General features: G+C 55.7%; 19 protein-coding genes. 15 read left to right on the forward strand and 4 right to left on the reverse strand.

The features are described 5' to 3' along the window. Nucleotides 1-46 precede the first annotated feature (46 nt). The 3 genes from BLU70_RS11320 to ku all read left to right on the forward strand — a co-directional run bounded on the left by BLU70_RS11320 (nucleotide 47) and on the right by ku (nucleotide 5,152). Nucleotides 47-1,351, forward strand: a complete 1,305-nt coding sequence (locus BLU70_RS11320; protein WP_074693515.1) for a tetratricopeptide repeat protein — start codon at nucleotides 47-49, stop codon at nucleotides 1,349-1,351. A 79-nt stretch (nucleotides 1,352-1,430) separates the two neighbouring features. Beyond that, nucleotides 1,431-4,298 (forward strand): ATP-dependent DNA helicase DinG, encoded by a 2,868-nt coding sequence (dinG, locus tag BLU70_RS11325; protein ID WP_074693516.1) that lies wholly within the window; start codon nucleotides 1,431-1,433, stop codon nucleotides 4,296-4,298. Between the two features lie 35 nt (nucleotides 4,299-4,333). Next, nucleotides 4,334-5,152 (forward strand): non-homologous end joining protein Ku, encoded by an 819-nt coding sequence (ku, locus tag BLU70_RS11330; RefSeq protein WP_074693526.1) that lies wholly within the window; start codon nucleotides 4,334-4,336, stop codon nucleotides 5,150-5,152. Between the two features lie 75 nt (nucleotides 5,153-5,227). Here the strand turns inward: ku and BLU70_RS11335 are convergent, their stop codons facing one another. Then, nucleotides 5,228-6,175: an ATP-dependent DNA ligase gene (locus BLU70_RS11335; protein ID WP_074693517.1), complete on the reverse strand. Its 948-nt coding sequence runs from the start codon at nucleotides 6,173-6,175 to the stop codon at nucleotides 5,228-5,230. Between the two features lie 76 nt (nucleotides 6,176-6,251). Between BLU70_RS11335 and ligD the strand changes: the two genes are divergently transcribed. The 4 genes from ligD to BLU70_RS11355 are packed head-to-tail and all read left to right on the forward strand — an operon-like array spanning nucleotide 6,252 to nucleotide 10,379. After that, a complete protein-coding gene (ligD, locus tag BLU70_RS11340) occupies nucleotides 6,252-7,142 on the forward strand; it encodes a non-homologous end-joining DNA ligase (protein ID WP_074693518.1) in 891 nt (296 codons plus the stop codon). Nucleotides 7,143-7,201: 59 nt separating this feature from the next. Further along, the gene (gene mtnP / locus BLU70_RS11345; RefSeq protein WP_176780897.1) at nucleotides 7,202-8,005 is read left to right on the forward strand and encodes an S-methyl-5'-thioadenosine phosphorylase; all 804 of its coding nucleotides are present in this window, start codon (nucleotides 7,202-7,204) and stop codon (nucleotides 8,003-8,005) included. Beyond that, entirely contained in the window at nucleotides 8,002-9,033 is a 1,032-nt protein-coding gene (mtnA, locus tag BLU70_RS11350) for an S-methyl-5-thioribose-1-phosphate isomerase (RefSeq protein ID WP_074693519.1), read from the forward strand. Before mtnP ends, mtnA begins: the two co-directional genes overlap by 4 nt. Before the next feature lie 35 nt (nucleotides 9,034-9,068). After that, nucleotides 9,069-10,379, forward strand: a complete 1,311-nt coding sequence (locus BLU70_RS11355) for an amidohydrolase (protein ID WP_074693520.1) — start codon at nucleotides 9,069-9,071, stop codon at nucleotides 10,377-10,379. A 19-nt stretch (nucleotides 10,380-10,398) separates the two neighbouring features. Here the strand turns inward: BLU70_RS11355 and BLU70_RS11360 are convergent, their stop codons facing one another. Next, on the reverse strand, nucleotides 10,399-10,578 hold the full coding sequence (locus BLU70_RS11360) for a hypothetical protein (RefSeq protein WP_040290066.1): 180 nt from the start codon (nucleotides 10,576-10,578) through the stop codon (nucleotides 10,399-10,401). 87 nt (nucleotides 10,579-10,665) lie between these two features. Here BLU70_RS11360 and surE point away from each other — a divergent pair, with 87 nt between their 5' ends. The 7 genes from surE (at nucleotide 10,666) to BLU70_RS11395 (ending at nucleotide 16,513) form a co-directional block, all read left to right on the forward strand. Next, the gene (gene surE, locus BLU70_RS11365; RefSeq protein WP_074693521.1) at nucleotides 10,666-11,424 is read left to right on the forward strand and encodes a 5'/3'-nucleotidase SurE; all 759 of its coding nucleotides are present in this window, start codon (nucleotides 10,666-10,668) and stop codon (nucleotides 11,422-11,424) included. A gap of 12 nt (nucleotides 11,425-11,436) precedes the next feature. Next, entirely contained in the window at nucleotides 11,437-11,625 is a 189-nt protein-coding gene (locus BLU70_RS11370) for a YpmA family protein (protein ID WP_390854006.1), read from the forward strand. Beyond that, a complete protein-coding gene (locus tag BLU70_RS11375; RefSeq protein WP_074693522.1) occupies nucleotides 11,622-12,131 on the forward strand; it encodes a PepSY domain-containing protein in 510 nt (169 codons plus the stop codon). Before BLU70_RS11370 ends, BLU70_RS11375 begins: the two co-directional genes overlap by 4 nt. Nucleotides 12,132-12,227: 96 nt before the next feature. Further along, nucleotides 12,228-12,767, forward strand: a complete 540-nt coding sequence (locus tag BLU70_RS11380) for a hypothetical protein (protein ID WP_040290074.1) — start codon at nucleotides 12,228-12,230, stop codon at nucleotides 12,765-12,767. Beyond that, entirely contained in the window at nucleotides 12,767-14,302 is a 1,536-nt protein-coding gene (locus BLU70_RS11385) for an ATP-dependent metallopeptidase FtsH/Yme1/Tma family protein (RefSeq protein ID WP_232302307.1), read from the forward strand. The genes BLU70_RS11380 and BLU70_RS11385 overlap by 1 nt, the downstream gene beginning before the upstream one ends. A 124-nt stretch (nucleotides 14,303-14,426) precedes the next feature. Further along, complete coding sequence (asnS, locus tag BLU70_RS11390; protein WP_074693523.1) at nucleotides 14,427-15,722, forward strand: asparagine--tRNA ligase; 1,296 nt, start codon at nucleotides 14,427-14,429, stop codon at nucleotides 15,720-15,722. Nucleotides 15,723-15,745: 23 nt separating this feature from the next. Further along, a complete protein-coding gene (locus BLU70_RS11395; RefSeq protein WP_040290077.1) occupies nucleotides 15,746-16,513 on the forward strand; it encodes a DnaD domain-containing protein in 768 nt (255 codons plus the stop codon). Nucleotides 16,514-16,568: 55 nt separating this feature from the next. Here the strand turns inward: BLU70_RS11395 and BLU70_RS11400 are convergent, their stop codons facing one another. Continuing rightward, nucleotides 16,569-17,711, reverse strand: a complete 1,143-nt coding sequence (locus BLU70_RS11400) for a D-alanine--D-alanine ligase (RefSeq protein ID WP_074693528.1) — start codon at nucleotides 17,709-17,711, stop codon at nucleotides 16,569-16,571. A gap of 63 nt (nucleotides 17,712-17,774) precedes the next feature. Between BLU70_RS11400 and BLU70_RS11405 the strand changes: the two genes are divergently transcribed. After that, on the forward strand, nucleotides 17,775-19,148 hold the full coding sequence (locus BLU70_RS11405) for a UDP-N-acetylmuramoyl-tripeptide--D-alanyl-D-alanine ligase (protein ID WP_074693524.1): 1,374 nt from the start codon (nucleotides 17,775-17,777) through the stop codon (nucleotides 19,146-19,148). Between the two features lie 79 nt (nucleotides 19,149-19,227). On the opposite strand, the gene BLU70_RS11410 is transcribed toward BLU70_RS11405, so the two are convergent. Next, the coding region (locus BLU70_RS11410; protein ID WP_276326111.1) for a group II intron maturase-specific domain-containing protein at nucleotides 19,228-19,485 on the reverse strand (258 nt) is incomplete at its 5' end.

The following is a 19,485-nucleotide window of genomic DNA, read 5'->3' on the forward strand; positions in this document are numbered from 1 at the left end:
TGCCCCTTGACAGACGCTAGGCAGAGCGGAACAAGGGGGAAGATCTGTGCAATATGTGGAGTTTGATGCGATTGTTCAGGCGGTCGGGGAGCTGCGGGCTTTGCTGCCGACGGCGACGGGGCAACAGCGCGAGCAATTGGTCGATACTTTAGGGTCTTTGCGCGAGTTGGCCAATCAGGCGCTTGACGCGTGGATGGAATTAGACGAATTGATTGAACAAACGTATGTCGACTTGAGCCTACAGGAGCCGACCACAGATAGCGGTAGTTGGTTCGATGGCATGGCCATAGCGGACGATCTCGCCGTGTGGCAATTCGCAAACGCGTGTGAACTGCGCAAGGGCCTCGCCTACTACGACCTGCACATGTACGAACAGGCTGCGCTGGCGTTCGGCAAAGCGGTTACACAAGAGGGTGACGAATCTGCAGGCACGCGCATCTATCTTGCGCTGAGCCATCTGGCAAACGGTCGCTTGCAGGAAGCGGAGAGGATGCTGGCGGAGGCTTCGCAACGGGCATCCGATGCCATTGAACAGCAAGCGGTGCTGGAGGTTGGCGTGCAATTGGCCGCGGCCAAACGAGATTGGCATACGGCCATCGATCGGTTATTCGATCTTCTAGACACCGATGCCGACAGGGTGGATGTGTGGTACAACCTCGGCGTTTGCCACCTGCGGCTTCGCCAGTGGGCGATGGCTCAGCGTTGTTTTCTCCGCGCGTATCAACGCCGGAAAGAGACCGAGGCGTTGCTTGGCCTCGCCCTCGCGACATGGATGGCTGGCGATCGCGAAGGCGCCGGAGACCTTTGTTCGAGCGTCGCCATGGCGCCTACAGAGTCTGCGCACCATGTACAATTGGCCGCCTCGTTGCTGATTGCCGCGGGGCGAAGCCAAGATGCCGCCAACTTGGCACAGCGATGTTTACACAATCCGGCTGTTTTTTCCACTGGTTATTATATACTGGCTCTGTGCGCCTTTGCCGCAGGCAATATTGGGCGCGCTACTACCCTATGTAAACAGTGTTTGACACTTGAACAAAACCGCGCCGACGCTGCGACACTGCTCGCCGTGTGTTTGTACTTGCAAGGAAATGAAGTGCGGGCAGAAGTCATCGTGCAAAGACAACTCGCTCAGAGCCATGATGTGCCGCCGGTGGTTGCCCTGCTTGCAGGGCGACTCGCGATGCGTCGGGGGCGGTTCGAAGAAGCCGAAGGGTTTCTCGGACAGGCTGCGGCTTCATCACACGCCGCGTCACGGATGCTCGCTCGCCGCTATCAACAGATGTTGGCACGTGAAAAGGAGCTCTTCATTGGCGAGATTTCCACAAAACAGCAATCAGTGCCAAGCCTTTAAATGTTGTGTTAAAGCCCAGGTCCGTTTGCTACAATGGAGTGAGGAACTTGAACTCACGGATTTGGGGTGAAGGCCCAACGTGGATTATGTAGTGGTCGACATCGAAACGACTGGACTCGATCCGGTCGTCGACGACATTGTTGAAATTGGCGCTGTGCGGCTCGTGGATGGCGAGATCGTCGACAGGTACCAGACGTTTGTTCGCCCATCGCGGCCGATACCGCCTGACATCGAGGAATTGACGGGAATTTCGATGGCTATGGTCGAGCAGGCGCCGGGGTTGACGGATGTCATCCCGGCGCTGTTGGCGTTTATGGGCGAAATGCCTATGGTCGCACATAACCTGGCGTTTGACCGAGCTTTTTTACAACGCAAGTGCGAACAGGCCGGATATTCGTTGGCTTCTGGAGATGGGATTTGCACCCTAAACCTAGGACGCGTTTTGGCCCCACGCCTGCACAGTCACCGCCTGGAATATTTAACACGCCGCTTAGCGATTGCTCAAACATCTGCGCACAGGGCTTTGGCAGACGCAGAAGCTACGGCCAAATTGTTCGTGCGTATGGCCGAGAAGGCGCAGAAATTGCCCATTTCGGTGCTCGAGCGGTTAACTCAGATGGCCGCGCTGTACTCGCCTGCTACTGCAGAATGGTTCCAGGCCGTCATGCAAAGCGTGAAAACGAACGCGGTCTCTGAGCACGACAACATTGTCGAGCGCGACGGTCTCGCCTTTACGCGACCGAGTGCGGAAGGCAACGCGAATCTGCGGGTACCAAGCTCCCCCCTTGAAGCATTGCGCGTGGAAGAGATAGCGGACCGCGCGCGGGCATTGCTCGGGCCGGGCGGTTTGCTGAGTCAAATTCTCGACGGCTACGAACCGCGCAAGGGACAGCTTGAGATGTTGGAGAAGGTCAGCCAGGCCCTCGCCGAGGGCAAACATGCGTTGGTCGAAGCCGGAACTGGCACCGGCAAGTCGATGGCGTACCTCGTACCTGCGGCCATGTATGCGGTGACCCGTGGTGAACCTGTCGTCGTCAGCACACATACAATCGCCTTGCAGGATCAGATTGAGCGGCGCGATTTCCCGACGCTGCAACGCTTATTTGGCGGCACGCTCCGCCTCGCGGTGCAAAAGGGCAGGCGCAACTACGTGTGCCTGCGCAAGGTGCGGACAGAGTCATCTTTAGTGACATTTGTCAGTCCGCAAAACGAAATCGAGAGCCTGATGTCGTTGCTTGTGTGGCTCACCGAAACCAAGGACGGCACTCGCGAAAACCTTTCCGCAAGTTCGGTGCCGAGCAACATTTGGTCACGCGTACAAAGCGAGACGGAGTCGTGTATCAACAAACGGTGCCCCTTTTTCCACCCTTGCTATTATTTTCGTGCCAAGACAGCCGCTCAGGATGCACATGTGGTCGTGACGAATCACTCGCTGTTGATGTCCGACCTAAAAGCCGACCACCGGGTGTTGCCGAAATATAGCGCGTTGGTCGTCGACGAGGCCCACCATCTCGAGGAACAGGCGACATCGCACCTTGGCAGTGAGGTGCACAGTGCGCAGCTAGCGGCTTTTGCGCACCGGCTCACGCGCGATCGCGGTAAACATGGGCTACTTCCGGAGTTGGCGAACCGCCTGGCTGAGTCGCACACGACGCCTTTGGGTATCGTCGAAAAATTACAGCTCGCCAGTGAATGGGTCGAGGTCGTGCAGCAGGCGGTCGATGCAGCGTTTGCGCAGGTCGGATCGCTCGTGCCTGAGGGCAAATCGGAGTTTCGCTTGACAGCGGAATGGCTGGAGACAGACGCCTACCGAGGATTTGTGCGAGCCCTGGAGGAGGCTGAGGTTCCTCTTGTCGGCCTCGAGCGTCTGCGCCAGACCTTGCAGGAGCTTGCCAAGGGTGCGGCGACCGACGACGAGGCAGGGCGCATCGTCGACGCCGCAGGATTTCTTGGCACTTGGCTGGACAGTGTACGGCTGCTTGCGAGCACCGTGGAAGAGTTGGCTGGTATGGTGACATGGGTCGAGCGGCGGGGCACAATGCGCCCGCGTTGGAGCGTTCATAAAGCCCCCATCGATGTCGCCGAAACGTTGCAAAAAGCCTTGTTTGATCCGCTCGATCGCGTCATTTTGACGTCGGCCACTTTGTCGGTACGCGGCAGTTTCGACTACGTGACGCGGCAACTCGGACTGACTGCGGCAGCTAGCGCTGGCAACCTGCTTAGTGCATCAGTGGCGTCTCCATTTCATTATGGCACACAGGCTCGCTTGTGCGTGCCAAGCGACGTCCCTGAACTCGCAAAGATGGCTGCGGAAGAAGCGGCTTTGTGGCTGGGCGACTCGCTTTTGCAACTGGCGCGCGTCAGCCGCGGTAGACTCCTCGCCTTGTTTACAAGTCATCAAATGTTGAAGGAGACCGCCCATGTATTGCGGCATCCCTTGCGTCAGGCCGGCATGCAGCTGTTTGCACAGGATGTCGATGGAAGTCGGGCATCCATCCTGGAGGCTTTTCGCAATCAACCGGAGAGTGTCATGTTTGGTGCCCAGTCATTTTGGGAAGGTATCGACCTGCCGGGCGACCAGTTGACGACGTTGGTCATCGTTCGCCTGCCGTTTGCACCGCCGACCCATCCGGTTACACAGGCGCGCCACGAAAAGATCGAGCAAACAGGAGGCAGTCCATTTTGGGCGTCGAGCTTGCCGGAAGCCGTCGTGCGCTTTCGCCAGGGCTTTGGCCGCCTCATCCGGACGCGTCAGGATAAGGGCGTCGTCGTGGTCTATGACAAGCGCTTGGTCACGCAGCGCTATGGTTCGGCTTTTGTCCAGTCACTGCCCGGGATCAGGCCCATCGTCGCACCGGAACGGGACATTCTAACGCAGATTGAGGCGTTTTTGGGATCATCTTCAGCGACGGACAAGCATATTCGATCCGCCCGTCAATCAAGCTAGGGACAGGTGGGTACGGTTTGTCCGGAGGTGATGGCATGCATACGATGTGGCGCGGCTCCATCAGCTTTGGCCTCGTCAATGTGCCTGTGCGCATGTACAAGGCCACCGAGTCGCAGAGCATTCACTTTCGGCAGTTGCACAAAGCGTGTAAATCGCCGATTGCGTACCAAAAGCGCTGCCCAGTTTGCCAGGTAGACGTCGAGGCTACCGATATCGTCAAGGGTTTTGAGTATGCCAAAGGTCAGTTCGTCGTGGTCGAAGAAGAAGAACTGGCTGCACTAGAAAAGGCGCGATCACAAACCATTGATATCGTGCAATTCGCGAGTGCAACAGAAATCGATCCACTATATTTCGATGCATCCTACTATTTGGCGCCTGAGGCCAACGGTCGCAAAGCGTACGCACTGCTCGTCGCGGCCCTGCGCGACACGAGCAAAGTGGCCATTGCCAAGATGGTATTGCGCGCAACTGAAGCTATGGCATGCATTCGCGTTGTCGACGACACGCTTGTTGCACACTCGCTCGTTTGGCCACAGGATATCCGCTCGCGGGCGGAACTGCCCTATGCGGGCGATCCCGTGCCGGTCGGCGAGGAAGAGCTTAAAGTTGCCGTCCAGCTCATCGATCAACTCGTCAAGCCGTTCGATCCGGCGCAGTTCATCGACGAGCGCAGACTCGCCATCGAGCAACTCGTCGAGCAAAAGCGCGCCCAAGAGGATACCGTCGTGCAGGCACCTGCAGCGGCACCCGCGTCAGCAGATGTCATCAGCCTTATGGAAGCCCTGCAAAAAAGCATCAAGATGGCGCAAAAATCTGCTTCTGACACAAAGCGCAAGAAGCGCAAGACTTCCTAACGCCAGTGTTGCAACGACCGGCATGCAGTACAGCATGTCGGTTGATTGTTTGCAGGACCCCGAAAATCGGCATCACTATGCGTCTGCGCCATCCATCGTGCACATCTGCGGAGAGATTTCGAGTACGCCCTCAAGCAAAGGATGGCGCAGTGTGCCATCTGGGGTCCATTCGAGAAACGAAACCTTTACAGAGATGATGGGCATCGTCCAGATGACCTCGCGTGGCATGCGCGCCGGCAAATGTGCAAATGGACAGCTTGTCGAGGAATAAGCAAGAGCTTGTTGCATCAGCTCGACCCATTGCCGAGTGCCCAAAGTGCCCGCACCTGTGCGACCAATATATTGCAACTGTCCACGTCCATCGTAAACGCCGAGCAGTAGGGCGCTGTATTGTCCATCTTTAACTGCCACGCCACCGATGACGGCCGCCGCATTGCGGCGGTGTTTGCGTTTCTGCCAACGCCTGTCCTTCCCACCAAACGCATATGTGCTCGTTACGTCCTTGACAACAATCCCTTCCATGCCGATATCACAAACGGCACGCCACAGACTTTCGATGTCGGGCTCGCTTGCGACAAGGCGGACAAACTCGTTCTCCTTAAGGATGGTGGTCAAATGCTCCTGTCTGTCTGCAAAAGGCAAGCCGTGCAAGGGACGTCCTCTGGCCCAAACGATGTCAAAGACCATGTAGACGACGGGCAACTGACTGCACAGTAACTGTACATTAGCAGGATGGCGCGCCCGATCGCGCTGCAAAACGCGGTAAAACGACGGCTTGCCGTGGGCGAAGGCGACCACCTCGCCGTCGAGGATACAGCCTTGGCGAGCAAGTGGCGCCAGGGACTCGACGAGTTCCGGATACGCCTTGGTGCGGTCTCGACCGTGGCGGTTCACCAAGTTCACTTGTCCCTCCCGGGCATGGGCGACGATGCGCACTCCATCCCATTTGACTTGACCAATCCAGTTGCTCCCGGTTGGTAGCGTATCGGTCTGCACAGGCTCAAACGGCCGAAAAAGTTCCATAAACGTTGACCCCTTTCGCGACTGTTTGGAGAGAAAGATGGGGGGCACGCTATGGCGTGCGAGGAGGAAGAAGAACGTGCAACCGCTGATTTTAGAGGCCGAAGCGCCGGTGCGTATCACACATCCCGACAAACTTTTATTCGTCGATCCGCCTGTCACAAAGCTGGCTAATCTCGAATATCTTGTCCAAATGGCGCCGTATCTGCTCAGTCACTTGCGGGATCGCAGGATTACACTCGTCCGCTGTCCCCACGGCATTGCCGGGCACCGTTTTTACCAGCGACACGTGCCTTCGGGGGCACCCTCGTACATTCCGTATCGCGAAGTGGAGGGTGGTAAGCGAGAAATCGTGATCGAAGATGTCGCTACATTGCTGTTTTATGCCAATCTGGGCACCATCGAATTCCACGCCGAATTGCATCGCTTATCCGATCCTCGGCCCCGCGTTTTGTCCTTCGATCTCGACCCGAGCGATACGTCGGATTTTGAGAAGGTGCGAAAAACGGCGTTCTACGTGCGCGACACCTTGTCGGAACTCGATTTGCCAAGCGTGGTCAAAACTTCTGGCGCATCTGGTTTGCAGGTATTTGTGCCACTTTTGGAACCGATAGCTTATGAGGATTCGCGGCGCATCGTCCGATTTATCGCGCGGTACGTCGAGGGGCGTTGGCCACATATCGCGACAACGGCGAGACTGATCAAAGAAAGGGGGGACAAGGTGTATGTCGACGCCCCTCAGCATGGTCCCACGCGCACGCTCATTGCTCCATACAGCGTCCGGGCGACACCTTTGGCAACGGTATCGACACCTATTCATTGGAGCGAGTTGGAGGGCGGTTGTCGACCTCAGGATTTCACCATTCGCAATGTGCCTGCGCGTGTTGCACAGTTCGGCGATTTGATGACCGAATCGGTCGCACCAGCCAGCGCCGCGACGATCGCTAAGATGTTAAACAGTCAACGATGACGACAAGATGACTTTGCTCAAGTATAATCGTGGACAGGAAATGTGAGGAGTGACCCTACATGTCTATTCAATACGCCATCATCGGCGGCACCGGCGTCTACCAGGCTGGCGATTTGGCAAACGCCGAACAAACGACGATACATACGCCTTACGGCGACGCGCTTGCGACCATCGGAGAATACCAAGGCAAACAGATTGCGTTTTTGGCCCGCCATGGCACGAAACACAATACGCCGCCCCACCGCGTGAACTACAGAGCCAACATCATGGCCTTAAAACAACTTGGCGTCGAGCAGGTCTTGGCGACGGCAGCTGTCGGTTCTTTGAATCGCCGCTTTCGCCCGGGAGATTTGGTCATTGTCGACGATGCGATCGACATGACGAAGGGAAGAATTTCGACGTTTTTTGACGAAGGGCCGGTCGTTCACGTCGACGTGTCGGATCCATACTGCGCACGTTTGCGCCATGGTCTACGAGATGTAGCGGGGCAGCTCGGTATCGCCGTGCATCACGGTGGCGTTTACGTGTGCTCCGAAGGACCGCGTTTTGAAACGAAAGCGGAAATCGGCATGTATGCGCGCTTTGGCGGAGACCTCGTGGGCATGACGAGCATGCCGGAAGCGGTGCTCGCAAAGGAAGCCGAGTTGTGCTATGCCACAGTATGCATGGTGACAAATTGGGCTGCCGGATTTGCAGGACAGCCGTTGACGCACGAAGAAGTGGTAGCCTCGATGCGAGCGAATGTCGATCAGATTCGGCAGTTGTTCCTGACTTGGATTGCAAATGACACAGGAAACCGAACGTGTACTTGTCAGCACGCCGTCGGCGGTCAGCTCCCGCTCGTCGGGGAGGACGGCCAATGAGAGCAATTCGTTGGGCTCAGGGGCAGGTCGAACTGCTTGATCAAACCAAACTGCCCCACGAATCAGTTTGGGAGACGTTCACATCTGCGGACGAGGTCGCGGCCGCCATTCGCGACATGAAGGTGCGCGGTGCGCCAGCCATCGGCGCCGCTGCGGCGTTTGGATTGGCCGCAGAAGCATGCCGTCTGCAAGGAGATCCGCAGTTGCGCGAAAAATTGCATGCCGCGGCGACACGGTTGCGCTCGGCGCGGCCGACGGCTGTGAATTTGGCTCAGGCGCTCGACGCGATGCTGGCCGTTCTCGAACAGACCGCGGATGATGCAATAGCTGATGCGTTGTATGCCAAGGCGGTGGCAATTGCCGACGCCGACGTAGCGACCAATCGCCGCATTGGTGCGTTCGGTGCAGACGTGATCGCGCAACATGGGGGGCGCATTCTCACACACTGTAATACGGGATCGTTGGCCACTGTCGAGTATGGAACCGCACTCGGCGTGATCCGAGCGTTACACGAGCGGGGCATCTTGGACCACGTCTATGTCGATGAAACGCGCCCATACCTGCAGGGGGCTCGGTTGACGGCGTACGAACTCGCAGAAGAAGGAATTCCGTTCGATATCATCACCGATTCCACAGCAGGATACGCGATGGCACAAGGATGGGTCGACGCGGTGGTGGTCGGGGCGGATAGAATTGCACGCAACGGCGATACGGCCAATAAGATTGGCACCTATACGCTTGCCGTCCTCGCACAGTACCATGGCATTCCATTCTACGTCGCGGCTCCGACCACGACGCTCGATCTTGCAACCTCGACCGGTCGGGACATTCCGATTGAAGAGCGGCACGCAAACGAAGTGACGCATATATTCGGTCGCCCAATTGCACCCAATGGTGCTTCTGCGCGGCACTTGGCTTTTGACGTCACCCCCGGGGAACTGATCACAGGCATCATCACTGAGTGGGGTGTGGCCAAACCACCATACATAGAGTCGCTCACCGAAATCGCCAAACGCGATTGTAGATAAGATAAGAGGAGCGAGTCACAAGGGAGCTATAGAATATGACACGACCAATCGTCACCGTGATCGAAGTGGGCAAGGCTGTCATAGACGCCGATACGGTGTATACCGAACCGGTACACTTTGTTGTCGAAGATGGCATCATACGCGAAATCGGGGTCGGTCCATATGTGCCAAAGACAGGCGAGCGCGTAGATCGCTATGTACGCAAAGGTGATCGCGTGGCGATTCCGGGGCTGGTCAATACGCACGGTCACGCGGCGATGACCCTGTTGCGCGGGGCTGGCGACGACATGCCGCTGATGTCCTGGTTACACGATCGGATTTTCCCGATCGAGGCGCGCTTAACGGAGGAGTGCATCTACTGGGGAACGTTGCTTGCGAGTTGGGAAATGCTGACCTCGGGTACGACGACTTACACGGACATGTATATGATGATGGATCGAGCGGCGCAGGCTGTGGCCGAATCTGGCATGCGCGGCGTACTGTCAGTTGGTGTCGTTGGCCTCGATGAAGCGGATCGCGAAAACGGCATTCGGCGTAGTCGCGATTTCGTCGCGAATTGGCATGGGGCTTGTGATGGTCGCATTCAGGTTACGCTAGGCCCGCACGCGCCATACACCTGTCCGGAAGACTATTTGCACGAGATTGCCGAGCTTGCGTCGGAACTAGGTGTGGGACTGCAGATCCACCTGTCCGAGACGCGGGTTGAAGTCGACGATTGCTTAGGAAAAACAGGCTTAACCCCGATTGCGCTCGCCGAGCGTGCAGGATTGTTTCGGGTACCTACGCTCGCCGCGCATTGCGTTCACGTGACTGACGACGATATTGAGATTATGCGAGCAAACGCCGTACACGTCGCACATAATCCGCAGAGCAACTTAAAGCTTGGTTCTGGCGTGGCACCATTGCCAAGAATGCTCGAGCGAGGTTTGATTGTGGGACTTGGTACGGATGGGGCAGCGAGCAACAATAACCTGGATATGTTTGAAGAAATGCGCCTTGCCGCGACACTTCACAAGGGCATCCACGAAGATGCACAGTGCGTTAACGCGGCGACGGCCTTCCGGATGGCTTCGGAAATGGGAGCAGCCGCTTGTTTTCAAGCCCAAGGCGCCGGCGCCTTGCGGGTCGGCTCGCCATGCGATATGGTGCTGCTCGACGGTAAATCTCCGCGCATGCTACCGCAACACAACTTGCTGTCTGACGTCGTGTATGCGGTGGGAGCCGAGGATGTGCGCGACGTCTTTGTAGCAGGTGAAATGGTTGTGCAAAACGGCGAGCCGCTCGCCATCGATACAGAGCGCGTGGCTTACGAAGTAAAACGACTGCGCGATCGACTGCAACCATAAAAGCCTGGCCGACAGAATATCATGTGTCGGCCCGCGGCCATGGCTCATTCGGTTCGCCATTGCGCAGGCGAAGGTCATCACAACAGCGGGAGACGGCGTGTTCGACCAGAGCGTACGTCCAGAAGGATAGTTCCCATTCGGCGATTGCCTGCCTTGTCCGCGCTGGCTCGGCCTCGCGCGGGTAGTTGCCGGTTGTCATAACACCACCTCCCGCTGAAGTACTTGTAGTATGGGCACGGCATCGGGCCGTATGTTGCATGATTCATGGCAGGAGAGGAGACATTGCATGCGCATACTGATCAGTAATGACGATGGCGTAGAAGCGCAGGGGCTTGCGGCCTTGACCCAAGTCGCGGCGCAATTTGGCGAAGTGTTTGTAGTAGCGCCGGATCGACAGCGCAGCGCGTCGAGCCACGGGATCAGCCTGCACCGCAGGTTGCGCGTCGAAAAGGCGCAGGTCGCGGGTGCTAAGGCCGCTTACGCCGTGTCGGGGACGCCCGTCGACTGCTGCAAGTGGGCGCTCGCGACCATCCACCCGGAAACGCCGTTCGATTTGGTTCTTTCCGGGATCAATGCCGGGGCCAATTTGGCGACGGACGTATTGTATTCGGGTACGGTCGCCATTGCAGGCGAGGCGGCCTTGCAAGGTGTCAAGGCCATTGCGCTCTCGCACGTCGGGCCGCCGTTCGATTTTGCAGCTGCAGCACAGGCCAGTGCCGAAGTTGTGCGCATGCTCATGCCTGTTGTCTTTCCTGCGGATACGTTCATCAGTGTCAACATCCCATATGCCGGAGAGGGCAAGGTTTGGCGCCAAGAGGATGTCATTTGGACGAAGCTTGGCGTGCGGCGGTACCACGATGTCTTCACGCCGGAACTGGACGCCGACGGCGAGCAAGTTTATCGTTATGGTGGAGATATTATCGATGAAATTGGCAAAGGGTTGGTCGACCTTGGCGTCGTGCGATCCGGTCGTATTAGCCTGACCCCGCTCCGCTATCGATTTACGGACGAGTCGTTTTTGGCGGAATGGACGAATGAAATTTGATCAACACGGATGGTGGAACGTTTGGAGTCAAAACTGCATGTTTACGCGACCCATGTATGTGACAAGTCGGAGGATCTCTACCTGCTGATTGATTTTTTGAATCGAAATTTAAAGGACAAAGACGTCATTTTTGGACTGTCGAAATCGGAAGGATCGCCAGATAAAATGCAGATTACGCTGTATCGGACTGACCTCGAATGAAGAACTGGAAGGTTTGGGCGGTTACCGTACCTGCCATTCTGATCATGATGTGCGCTGCGGTAGTCGCCTGGCTATGGCGCAACTTGTCTACAAATTGGGCTGCGGAACAGACGGCGGCGCAGTTCGTGTTGAACCATACGCCCATTGATCACTTGCAAGCGTACCACGTGTTCACTGCGTCAGGACTGGAGGACGTATTTCAGGGAACAGACGCCTTTCATCGGGAATGGTATGCGTTTTATCTGCCCACGGTGCACGAGTCGTATGCAGTTCCTGCCGCGAATATCCTTTCACCAAGCGAAGTAGCATCCACGGCCAAGTCGTTGGGTCTAAAACTCCAAGCGACGTCGCTTGGCTATGTAACGGCTGAGGCAGCTGACACGTTGCCTGCGAGCCAACATCTTGTCTATGAGATCAAAGGGACGACTGGCTCAAAGTTGACGTTTCTGTATCTCGATGCCGTGACTGGCCGCGTATTATGGAAATATCAACTGCAATCGCAATGACATATGGAAGTGCGGGAAGAATGTACGCCTGAACACACGTTCGCGTGCATGGTATACTGATTTCGGCCACAAACCATGTAGAAAGGGGCGAGGCACTTGTCCCGTGTTCGACTGTTGCCGATTTTTGTCGTCGCCGTCGTCGTCCTTGCGATATTATTCGGCGGATGGCAGGCATACCAACACTATAATCTGTTGAATCCTCTCAAGCGCAGCCTGCAGTCTGTCGCCGGCGTTCAGACGGTAGACATTTCAACCGGAAGCCCCGATATCGTGCAAGTTCAACTCGGCCCATTTCAAAAGCTCAAGAATGGCGATTTACAGGAGACCTATCACGACATTTCAAACGAGATCGAAAATCGGCTCGGAAGCAATGTGACGGTTCGCCTTACGGACGGACGTGAGGGCTCACTGACACAGATATTCGAAAGCTCGTTCGAATTTTACATCCAAGAGGGCATTGCGAAAGAAAATTACACGCAAATGGTTTCTCAGGTCAATCAACTCGCTGCCAAAGACGGCATTGAGGCACGTATTACGATGGATAACCAATATATTTACGTACAATTGGCCAAAGGAAACCATTATCTATATCGCGTTATCCCATATACCATACATCAAGGGGGTGCTTCATCGTGATGATTAAGGAGTGGTTGATTGGCGCTGGGATCGCCGTTCTCGCGTTTCTCGGCATGTTGCACGTCGTGCAAATTTTGCCCATTCTCTTTCTCATTGGATTAGGCGTTCTCTTGTGGGTCGTGATGGATCGTCGTAATGCCGCAGCACCCACCGCTCGTGAGACAACCGCTCGACCCAACATTTCATTCGACGAGATTGGTGGGCAGGAGTCGGCGAAGCATGAGTTGAGAGAGGCACTCGACTTTTTGCGATATCGGGATCGCATCCAATCGCTGGGCATTCGCCCTATTAAGGGTATTCTGTTAACGGGCCCTCCGGGAACAGGTAAAACGTTGATGGCAAAGGCAGCAGCGACGTATACCGATTCTGTCTTTTTATCTGCTTCAGGTTCCGAGTTTGTCGAGATGTACGTCGGCGTCGGTGCTCAGCGCGTGCGCGACCTGTTCCGGCGTGCACGGGCGTTGGCAAAACGGGAAAACAAGGACAGTGCCATTATTTTTGTCGACGAGATCGATGTCGTCGGCGGAAAACGAGGCCAGCACAGCCATCAGGAATACGATCAGACCCTTAACCAGTTGCTGACGGAGATGGACGGTATGAGTACGACCCAAAGTCCGTTCGTATTGGTGATGGCTGCGACGAACCGACCCGATATCCTGGACTCGGCTTTGTTGCGCCCCGGCCGCTTTGATCGCCAAATCAAAGTGGATCTCCCCGACAAAGAAGGACGTTTGCATATTTTGCGCATTTTGACGAGGAATAAACCACTCGCCAAGGATGTCGACTTAGAGCATATTGCGCGCGAAACGTACGGTTTTTCAGGAGCACAACTTGAGGCCTTGGTCAATGAGGCGGCCATTATTGCCTTGCGGCGAAACGAGCAACAGGTGACACAGGAGATGTTCCGCGACGCCGTCGACAAGGTGTTGATGGGTGAGAAGACGGGGCGTCGTCCGACCGACGAGGAGTTGCGGCGGGTTGCTGTGCACGAACTCGGTCACGCCATCGTCAGTGAGTTGATGCGGCCAGGAACGGTTTCTCACATCACGATCGCGCCGCGTGGCAATGCTTTGGGCTTTGTCCGGCAAATCCCGGAAGACGACCAGTATCTCTATACCAAAGAACAGTTGGCTCAGCAGATTAACGTGGCGCTGGCTGGCTGTTTGGCGGAAGAACTCCATTATGGCAATCGCAGCACCGGTGCTCAAAACGACTTCGTGCAGGCGTCTTCACTCGCACGCACGATGGTACGTTGTGGTTTGTCGCGGTTGGGTATTGTCGACGAGGAGCACCTGCCAGAGCAAATCCTGGAGAAAGAAGTGCGGCATATTCTGGCCGAACAAGAACGTATTACGCGCGACATTTTGCAACCGTACCGCAGCGACATTGAGCGCTTCGCAGAGCACGTCGTACGCGAGGAGAGCGTCGACGGCTCCGAATTCCGCCGATGGATGCAAAGCATGCAACCACAGGTGTTAACGTCGGCAGCAGTCGCGAATGTCACGCAGGCAATCGAAGCCTCGCCGACGATGTAAACTGCGCGTTCTTCCGTCAACAGCGAGGCGCACCCGACGGTTCCTTTGGTGGACTGTCGGGTCTATTTTTTTGTTATAATCGGTACGAGTATCGGGCATATCCCAAGCCCATGGAGGGACGTGTGTGGCCCCAGTTGTGAACATTGGCCAATTACATCAACATGTCGGATCGTCAGTCACGATTGAAGGATGGCTGTACAACAAGCGATCCAGTGGCAAAATTCACTTTTTACAGGTTCGCGATGGGACAGGCTTGGTGCAGTGTGTCGTCGTCAAGTCGGCGGTTACTCCAGAAATCTTTGAGCGTAGTGGCTTACTGACACAGGAATCCTCCTGTCGCGTATCCGGTTTGGTGCGCCAAGACGACCGTGCGCCCGGAGGTTATGAGTTGGACGTTGAAGGCATCGAGATCGTCCAGATTGCGCAAGAATATCCGATTACACACAAGGAGCATGGCGTTGATTTTCTCATGGATCACCGCCACCTTTGGTTGCGCGTTCCTCGTCAACGCGCCATTATGCGCGTTCGGGCCGAAGTGCAACGTGCCATTTTCGACTTTCTCGACAACCGTGGTTTTACACGTGTCGATCCGCCCATCCTGACACCTTCATCCTGCGAAGATACGACTGAACTGTTTCAGACCAAGTACTTTGACGAAGAGGCGTATCTGACACAGAGTGGCCAGATGTACATGGAGGCGGCCGCGATGTCGCTTGGGCGCGTCTACTCATTTGGCCCTTGTTTCCGTGCCGAGAAGTCCAAGACGCGGCGCCATTTAATCGAGTTCTGGATGGTCGAACCGGAGATGGCATACGTCGATCACGACGAGAACTTGCGGATTCAAGAACAATTGGTGTCGCACGTCGTCGAGCACGTACTGCATCACTGTGAAGCAGAATTGCATACGCTCGGCCGCGATGTCGAAAAATTGGCCAAGGTACCTGGGTCATTTCCAAGAATGAGTTATGATGACGCCATTGCGTGGTTGCGCAAGAACGGTTTCGACATCGAGTGGGGCGACGATTTTGGAGCCCCGCACGAGACGGCACTGGCAGGGCAGTATGATCAACCGCTGTTCATCGAGCGCTACCCAACGAAGATTAAGGCATTTTACATGCAGCCAGATCCTCTGCGCCCCGAGGTTGTTCTGTGCGCGGATATGCTCGCTCCAGAAGGCTATGGAGAAATCGTGGGCGGTAGCCAGCGAATCGCCGATTACGAGCTTCTCAACACTCGGTTTGACGAACATCACTTGCCAAGAGACACATATGCTTGGTACTTGGATTTGCGTCGATATGGTTCCGTTCCGCACTCTGGTTTCGGATTGGGATTGGAGCGGACAATCGCCTGGATTTGCGGCTTGGAACACATCCGCGAGGCGATCGCGTTCCCGCGGACGCTTTATCGGTTATATCCGTGACGAATGACAGGGGGAGTGCGCAGTTGCAAACATCGGGTCGGCATATTGCGAACGGCGACTTCCTAAGCACCCCCTTCGTGGCAGTACCATACGATCTGCTCACGACACATGCGCACATTGGCTTGCATGCGCACGAATTGGTCGTGCTTTTGCAAATCCTGGCCAATGGTCAAGTTCGCGGTACCACCGAACTCTCGCCGCAGGATTTGGGAGACCTCTGTGGTATGTCGAGCAAAGAAGTGATGGGCTGTGTCGAGCGGTTGGTGCTAGAGGGATACCTTGCGATTGGCGAGAAGTTCGATGAACACGGAGCGCATGTCACCTATTTTGACTTGCAGCCGTTATGGGACAGAATTCGCGGTAAATCCTCTAAGAAGGAGGTTCGCCAATTCCGCAAAGACCCTCTTACATTGTTTGAAGAGGAGTTCGGCAGGCCGCTTTCGGCAATGGAGTGCGATCAACTGCGTACTTGGCTTGGCGAAAACGGTTATCCAGAGTGGCTGGTCATTGAGGCCTTGAAGGAATCCGTACTCGCCAATAAGTATAGTTTTCGTTATATCGATCGCATCCTGTTTGACTGGCAGCGACACAATATACAGTCGCGTCAGGATTTAGACAACTATCGACAACAGTATCGGGATAAGGCCGTGCGAAGTGAAGCCGATTCCGGGCGCAAGTCGGTTGGATCGAGGAGTAAAGCCGCAGCGCCTACGAAACCAAAGTCAGCGGATCGCGAACAAGTGCGAGACGAGAGGTATGCGAACTTCTATCAGTTGTTTCCGGATGGCTGATGGTGTAAAAAAGGCTGGTACCGAGAACATGGTACCAGCCTTTGCGTGATTCGCGTTACCGCGTTTCATCGCGCTTTTCGTACGTGTGGATGGTCTGTTCGCGCTCGACATGTCGTTCGAGCGCGAGCTGAATCAGATGATCGAGCAGTTTACTGTACGACATGCCAGTTGCTTCCCAAAGTTTGGGGTACATACTGTAGCGGGTAAAGCCTGGCATCGTGTTGATTTCGTTGACCAGCACACGGCCGCTTGCACGTTCGATGAAAAAGTCGACTCGAGCCAAGCCTGAACAATCAATGGCCTGGAACGCTTCTACGGCATAGCGTTCAACCTGTTCTCGTTGTTCATCCGTCAAGTCTGCAGGGATAATGAGCTTGGAATTGCCGCCCACATACTTGGCTTCATAGTCATAAAATTCGTTAGAAGGGATAATCTCACCGGCGACCGAGACCATTGGCACATCGTTGCCGAGCACCGCGACCTCGACTTCGCGCACATCCAATCCTTGTTCGACAATGATCTTGCGGTCGTACTGGGCCGCCAACGCAATCGCCTTCGCCAATTCCTCGCGCGTCTTCGCTTTCGAAATGCCGACGCTGGAGCCGAGATTTGCTGGTTTCACAAAACAAGGGTAAGCGAGATTTCCTTCCACCATGTCGAGCAATTCTTCTGGGTTTGTGCGCCACTGATTACGGGTGCAGGCAACATATTGAACTTGGGGAATCCCAACGGCTGCGAACATTTGTTTCATCGCAATTTTGTCCAGGCCGACGGCGGAAGCTAAAATGCCTGCGCCGACGTAAGGAACGCCAACCAACTCCAGAAGTCCTTGAATGGAGCCATCCTCACCGTATGTGCCGTGTAAAACGGGGATAGCGACATCAATTTCGTTGACAAGCGCCGGCGGTAACAGATCTACAGAGCGAGTCGCGGAGGCCGGAGTCAAACCGCCGATGGTTGAGTTGATATAGTTTTTGGGCAGTTGTGTCGTTGTCCCCTTGCTCTCAACAGCAGCCACTTGGGCGGTTTCCAGGGCTTTCATAGCGCCTTTCCCAACCTGCCAGCGCCCGTCTCTCGTGATACCGATGGGAATAATGGTATACTGAAGAGGATCTAGGGCATCCATTACAGACTTCGCGGACTGCAGGGAAACCTCATGCTCTCCCGATTTTCCACCAAAAATCACGCCAACTTTCATGCGTTTGCCTGACACGAGCCGCAACTCCTTTGGTTTAAATGAACTTGCGAAAGGAATGGACGTATGACACCCATTTCCGTTGAAGAACTGTGCCGTCTGCTCGCGTGTGACGACGTGGCAGGTGCATCAAATGCATTGGTGACCGGTATAGCTGTCGATCACCGCGAAGTGCAACCTCAAGACGCGTTTGTCGCATTTGTAGGGCAGCGCGTCAATGGCCACCAGTTTGTCGAAGACGCGTTTTCTCGCGGAGCCAGTGTAGCGATTGTGACAGAAAACGTCAAGGCCGCCGGAGGCTCGATCCTGCGCGTGCAAGATGCACTTTTGGCTGTACAGATGATGGCTGAATACGAACGCCAACAGTTCTCGGGACCGGTTGTCGGCATCACGGGCAGCAACGGCAAGACGACGACAAAAGAGATGGTTGCTGCGGTACTTGGCGCGATGGGGGATTGTCTGTTCACACCGGCCAATCGCAACAACGAATTGGGCTTACCCCTAACCATTCTACAGCGGCAAGCTCGACACCGTTCCATCGTTCTTGAGATGGGGATGCGTGGATTCGGGCAAATTCGGCGTCTATGTGAAATTGCACAACCCACAATCGGCGTGATCACGAATATTGGGTACAGTCATATCGAATTGCTCGGCAGCCAAGAGGGTATCGCCAGGGCGAAGGGAGAGCTGCTCGAGGCTCTGCCCGAGCACGGAAGAGGCATTCTCAATCGAGACGATCCGTGGCTTTGCCGAATCGCATCCAAATCGCGTGCTCCTATCACATGGTATGGGTTCGCGAAGGACGCGGATGTCCGTGCCGACGGTGTCACTTGGGCGGAAGACGGCATGCATTTTCGCGTCCACTGGCGTAACGAAGAACGGTCGTTTCACATCCCGACTTTTGGACTGCACAATGTTGCCAATGCTCTGGCCGCGATCGCGGTTGGTCTGACTGTCGGCCTCAGTCTCGCCGATATGGTCGCGCCGCTCGCTCGCGTCGAGGCGTCGTCGGGGCGCTTGCGCATCCTGAAAGGGACTCGTTTAACGGTGATCGACGACTGCTACAATGCAAGTCCATCGTCGATGCAAGCGAGCCTTGAGGTATTGCAACACATTGCACCGCCAGGTCAACGCGTCGCCATCCTTGGCGATATGTATGAACTTGGCGATCACGCCGAATCCGGTCACAAGGAGGTCGGGGAGGCAGTTGGCAGATTGGGCGTCGATAGGCTTTTAGCGGTGGGGAAGATGGCGCGCTGGATGGCGGAAGCCGCCACTGCTGCTGGCGTCCCGCACGTTTTGCATATACCGACGGTGGAAGGTGCATTGTCGGCGCTTCCGTCATTCTTGCCTGAGGAGGCGACCGTTTTGGTCAAGGCATCCCGTGGCATGCAGTTGGAACGCATGGTCGCAGTATTGTCTCCAGAAATGCATACGTAATGAAGTGCAATCGAGTAGGAGGGGGCGCCTAGCCCCCGACCTCTCACACCACCGTACAAGCGGGTCCGCATACGGCGGTTCACAAAGCACTACGAAGTTTCAAGTATCTCTCCTGTAAACTCCTCAAACCAAGTTGTTCAAAGTAGGTCTTGTTCATAGCGTTGTTCAAGTTTCTCGCCATTTCCCAATATCCTCGTCGCGAGTTTGCCATCATAAATGCTATCCAGTCCGGTTGTCCGAGCGCGCGCAGCTCACGAAGTCGCGTTCGCGCCCGTTTCCACTGTTTCCAGATACACATTCGTAACCGACGGCGAATCCACTCATCGAACCTATTGCA

It is taken from the genome of Alicyclobacillus hesperidum (genome assembly GCF_900107035.1).
GTDB lineage: Bacteria > Bacillota > Bacilli > Alicyclobacillales > Alicyclobacillaceae > Alicyclobacillus > Alicyclobacillus hesperidum.

Bases quoted from the DNA above. Each gene is read 5' to 3' on its own strand.
- BLU70_RS11405 (WP_074693524.1), top strand. From the start codon at position 17,775: ATGACACCCATTTCCGTTGAAGAACTGTGCCGTCTGCTCGCGTGTGAC.
- BLU70_RS11375 (WP_074693522.1), top strand. From the start codon at position 11,622: ATGAAGAACTGGAAGGTTTGGGCGGTTACCGTACCTGCCATTCTGATC.
- BLU70_RS11355 (WP_074693520.1), top strand. From the start codon at position 9,069: ATGACACGACCAATCGTCACCGTGATCGAAGTGGGCAAGGCTGTCATA.
- surE (WP_074693521.1), top strand. From the start codon at position 10,666: ATGCGCATACTGATCAGTAATGACGATGGCGTAGAAGCGCAGGGGCTT.
- ku (WP_074693526.1), top strand. From the start codon at position 4,334: ATGCATACGATGTGGCGCGGCTCCATCAGCTTTGGCCTCGTCAATGTG.
- mtnP (WP_176780897.1), top strand. From the start codon at position 7,202: ATGTCTATTCAATACGCCATCATCGGCGGCACCGGCGTCTACCAGGCT.
- BLU70_RS11400 (WP_074693528.1), bottom strand. From the start codon at position 17,711: ATGAAAGTTGGCGTGATTTTTGGTGGAAAATCGGGAGAGCATGAGGTT.
- BLU70_RS11360 (WP_040290066.1), bottom strand. From the start codon at position 10,578: ATGACAACCGGCAACTACCCGCGCGAGGCCGAGCCAGCGCGGACAAGG.
- mtnA (WP_074693519.1), top strand. From the start codon at position 8,002: ATGAGAGCAATTCGTTGGGCTCAGGGGCAGGTCGAACTGCTTGATCAA.
- BLU70_RS11335 (WP_074693517.1), bottom strand. From the start codon at position 6,175: ATGGAACTTTTTCGGCCGTTTGAGCCTGTGCAGACCGATACGCTACCA.
- BLU70_RS11385 (WP_232302307.1), top strand. From the start codon at position 12,767: ATGATTAAGGAGTGGTTGATTGGCGCTGGGATCGCCGTTCTCGCGTTT.